Consider the following 3,900-nt stretch of genomic DNA (forward strand, 5'->3'; position numbering starts at 1 on the left):
TCACGGCGAGCCGCCGGTCGACATCGCGACTCAACGTAGCGGAACCGACTGGGTGATCGAGGTTCGTGACCACGGCGCGGGGATCGCTTCGGACAAGATCAGCAGCGCGGTGCTGCCTTTTGTGCGACTCGATTCGTCACGCGGTGGGGATGGCCACTGCGGCCTCGGCCTCGCGATCGTCAACCGGCTCGTGCAACAGCATGGAGGCGATTGCACGATTCGCAACTCGACGGACGGGGGGTTGGTTGTGACGCTCAGGCTGCCGGCGGCGAATCGAGGAAGCTGAGCGTCCATCGCGATCGCAGGGCGTAAGGATAGGCGTATCACTTCCTTTCCTCCGCCTTGCCGATCAGCGCTTCAGGATGACGTTCGAGATAGTCCGCCAGCGTGCGGAAAGCAGCCGCGGTGCGTGCCGTCTCCCGCATCCCTCCGCAGTATTGGCCGGAAGTGCGGAGTCGGGTTTGAGCGCGGCACTACAACGGTCGATCCGATGTTGCGCAGACGCCGAGAGGTTGGGTGCGCCATGCGGCCGAGGAACTGATCCAATTTTCTTGACGACTGGCTAGCCCCCCACGCCTGCAATGCAGCGATTGTGGCGTTCCACATCCAGCTCTCACACGGCATGACCGAATTCCATTTCGGTATATTTGTCCTGCTTGGCCTGCTGCTAGTCTACCGGGACTGGCGGCCGATCGTGCTGGCTGCTGGGTGTGTTTGGTATTCAACACCTGCTATTCGACCGGCTGCAGGCGCTTGGTTTTTCCGTGTACTGCACTACGCATGCGGACTTCCCGCTGGTGGTGCTCCACGCCGCGTATGTGGTTCTGCAGACGGCGATCGAGATTTTTCTCGCGCTGCAACTGCGTCGGTCCGCAGTCGAGGCGGCCGACCTGTCGTTGATCGTCGAACATGTGGATCGGGGCGGACGGGTATGCCTCTCCATAGACGACATTCCGGTCAGAGCGTCAACAGCTGTTGTACTGAAGGTGTCGATCGCGAAGATTGAAGCGGCAATGAGTGCGGTCAGCGCGAGTACGTCCCATGTTGAGCGTGCGGCAAGAGAAATCGCCAGTGGCAGCGCAGATCAGCCGCGTCGATGGAACAGCTTACGGGCACCGTACGTCAGAACGCGGACAACGCGCAGCAGGCGAGTACGCTCGCCACCACGGCCTCGGGCATCGCACAGCGTGGCGGCGAGGTAGTCGGACGCGTGGTCGAGACGATGCACGGGATTTCCAACAGTTCCACCAAAATGGCCGACATCATTAGCGTGATCGAAGTATCGCGTTCCAGACGAACATTCTCGCGCTGAATGCAGCGGTCGAGGCCGCGCGCGCCGGCGAACAGGGGCGTGGCTTTGCGGTCGTGGCCGGCGAGGTCCGCACGCTCGCACAGCGTAGTGCGAGCGCGGCCAAGGAAATCAAGGCGCTGATTGGCGAATCTGTGGATCGGGTGCAGGCCGGCTCGAAACTCGTGGCGGAAGCAGGCAGCACGATCAACGAAGTCGTCGCGTCAGTGAAGCGTGTGACAGACATCATGGACGAGATCTCGTCAGCATCGCAGGAACAGCGCACCGGCATCGAACAGGTCAATCAGGCCGTTACGCAGATGGACCAGGTGACCCAGCAGAACGCAGCGCTGGTCGAAGAAGCGTCGGCGGCCGCGCACTCGATGGCCGAACAGGCTCAGGCAATGCGTGACGCGGTCGCAGTGTTCAAGCTCGCCGAGACAGAGCTCTTGACGTCAGGAGCAATTGACCCGCAGATCGAACCATGCCCATCAGCACCGACAGTTCGCATGCCACTCGTGCAGGGTCGCCAAAGTCGTCGCCCGTCCCTACTACAATCAGGGACACTGTGAACAGGGCCGCCAGGACGGCAGCTTTCAAGGTAGAACAGCCACGCGCTCTTTACGTTAGGACGCGTGCTCGCACCGAGCCGCCGTCCGGACCGTAACACCTACGACCCCGCCAATTGTCCGTGCGATTGCATGAGAGGGAGCGGACAGGATGCACATGACGTGGTCCTGTCAGTTGGGTCGTTGTGTTCAAGGATTGAAGGGCTGTGATGCCCGGTCCGTTGCCGGCATGATCGGGCGTTCAGCGAATGATGGACATTGCATCGCTCTCTGAGGCGCGACGGGAGGACTTCCGATGCGAGGTGGTCAAACGCGATGGACGTACTACAATATATTCGTGCCTGCAGCAAATAGCCTGTGCAACCGGGATAACCAGTAATGTGATTTTTTTAATCCTTTATTGGAGGTATGCTCATGAGGTGCCTGGCCGAAAGAAAATGGATTATCGGCGCATTATTCTTTGTGCCGGGCGGATCCGCATTCGCAGATGGCGCTATCGGCGAATCACGGGAAGTGGAGATCGTTGCCAATATAGCCTCTCCACAAGTGGAGGTTCTTCCGGCTATTCCATCGCCGCAGCAGTATATGCACCAGTACCAAATGGAATACTTATCAAATTCGGAAAAGCAGCTCTATGCACAAATGGATAACTACTATATTGCTCCAATTCCGAAGGAGCATCGATATGAGCGCGCGTCTGCTTCTCCTTATCCTGATTCGGCGCCGCAGCAACTGGTGACGCGTTATCTTGATGTAGTTGAGTCAGCGAAGCCGTTGATCCAGATTGTTCAAGTTCCAGATTATGGTTTAACTAATGTTTTGCATTATCAGCGAAGACTAGCGCTTACGATTGATCAGTGGGTTTTTTCAGCGACAGCGCGTGTCAGCCTCGACCACTCGCACAATATGGGCGCGAATCTTTTCGTCCGGCATGGGTTTTGAACTGGCGTTTCTACGGCGTTGCGGAAAGTCGTTATAAAAGTCCGGGGTGGCGGTTCGGCGGACGCGACTATCCGAAGATGACGCACTCTCATGCACAGTGCGCGCACAAGCCACGACACGCTGGAGGGAGAGCACTTGTCCTCTGCGAACCTGCTCAAAGCCGCCTGCGGTCAGGAGTAGTGCTTAAGCCTGATTTACCAGTATCTTGACGTCTTCGAATACCCGGCCGGGCGCATCGAGATCCGCGCCAATGGGGCTGCCCTGCCCTATGTGCCCTATGACCCTTGGAGATTGATCAGGGCGCGGTGGTCGACAACAAGCGCCAGGTCATGCCCTGCAGGTCCGCCCAGGTGATGCAGGAGCAGCGTGATGACCGACGTGCCCCAGCTCGTGACGGAATCGCCCGAGTAGAGGCGGCCATCCCGAGAACCCTCGAGGCTTTTCGCGATCACCGCCAGCGTGACGGCCGGTTGCATTCGAACTGGTGACGCGCTCGATCCACTGCTCGGGCGGGACTTTGGGTCGGGCCATTATGAAATGCTCTCGCACGGATTTGTTGAGCAAGAGCATCTGCTCACGAGCGGGCGATGCTTAACATTCAGGAGCCGTGTTAAGCGCGTATTAGTTAATAGCGGAGAAATTTGAATCGGCGTCAACTACCTCGACGCGGGCGGGGCTTAGCGCAGGATTTTCGGGCGGCTTTCGAGAGAACCATCACTCTATAAAGCGGGCATTTTGAATGCTGTCAGGGGGAAGGATTAGCAGCGCGGCGGAGTCGCCATCAGCCGCAGCGATGGTGTCTCGGGGGCAATGCAGGCCAGATTAATAGCCGCCGGTGAGGCGGTCGAGCGCAGCGGAGATCTGATCACGTTGAGCTTTGAGCGACCCTAGGCTGACACCTAATTCTATGCTGGCAGCGTACGTTGTACCAGCTCTCCAGAAACCAGAAGAGGCGGCGCCTGGCCTGTTCATGGGTGTCGAAGTGCTCGTGCGTGAGCAACTCCGCTTCGAGTGTGCCGAAGAACGATTCGCACATCGCGTTATCGAAGCAGTCGCCTGCGGTACCCATCGAGGGCTGCACGCCCGCCTCGCGGCAGCGTC

General features: G+C 58.8%; 5 protein-coding genes and 1 pseudogene. 3 read left to right on the forward strand and 3 right to left on the reverse strand.

Going from position 1 to position 3,900, the window contains the following annotated elements; translation table 11 throughout:
* The coding region (locus HV670_RS29460; RefSeq protein ID WP_175108459.1) for a sensor histidine kinase at positions 1–286 on the forward strand (286 nt) is incomplete at its 5' end.
* Positions 287–731: 445 nt separating this feature from the next.
* Here HV670_RS29460 and HV670_RS29465 read toward each other — a convergent pair.
* A complete protein-coding gene (locus HV670_RS29465) occupies positions 732–911 on the reverse strand; it encodes a hypothetical protein (RefSeq protein ID WP_175108460.1) in 180 nt (59 codons plus the stop codon).
* Between the two features lie 173 nt (positions 912–1,084).
* Between HV670_RS29465 and HV670_RS29470 the strand changes: the two are divergent.
* Together HV670_RS29470 and HV670_RS29475 are read left to right on the forward strand one after the other, a co-directional pair.
* Positions 1,085–1,860, forward strand: a pseudogene (locus HV670_RS29470) (methyl-accepting chemotaxis protein); the annotation flags it as partial.
* A gap of 411 nt (positions 1,861–2,271) precedes the next feature.
* Positions 2,272–2,799 carry a hypothetical protein gene (locus tag HV670_RS29475; protein WP_175108461.1) on the forward strand — a complete coding sequence of 176 codons (528 nt, stop codon included), beginning with the start codon at positions 2,272–2,274 and terminating at the stop codon, positions 2,797–2,799.
* 275 nt (positions 2,800–3,074) lie between these two features.
* On the opposite strand, the gene HV670_RS32145 is transcribed toward HV670_RS29475, so the two are convergent.
* Together HV670_RS32145 and HV670_RS29485 are read right to left on the reverse strand one after the other, a co-directional pair.
* Positions 3,075–3,275 carry a hypothetical protein gene (locus tag HV670_RS32145; RefSeq protein WP_175108462.1) on the reverse strand — a complete coding sequence of 67 codons (201 nt, stop codon included), beginning with the start codon at positions 3,273–3,275 and terminating at the stop codon, positions 3,075–3,077.
* 389 nt (positions 3,276–3,664) lie between these two features.
* Positions 3,665–3,880, reverse strand: coding sequence for an integrase core domain-containing protein (locus HV670_RS29485; protein WP_425511490.1), 216 nt, complete (start codon positions 3,878–3,880; stop codon positions 3,665–3,667).
* Positions 3,881–3,900 lie beyond the last annotated feature (20 nt).

Source organism: Pararobbsia alpina, from assembly GCF_902859895.1.
Classification (GTDB): Bacteria; Pseudomonadota; Gammaproteobacteria; order Burkholderiales; family Burkholderiaceae; genus Pararobbsia; species Pararobbsia alpina.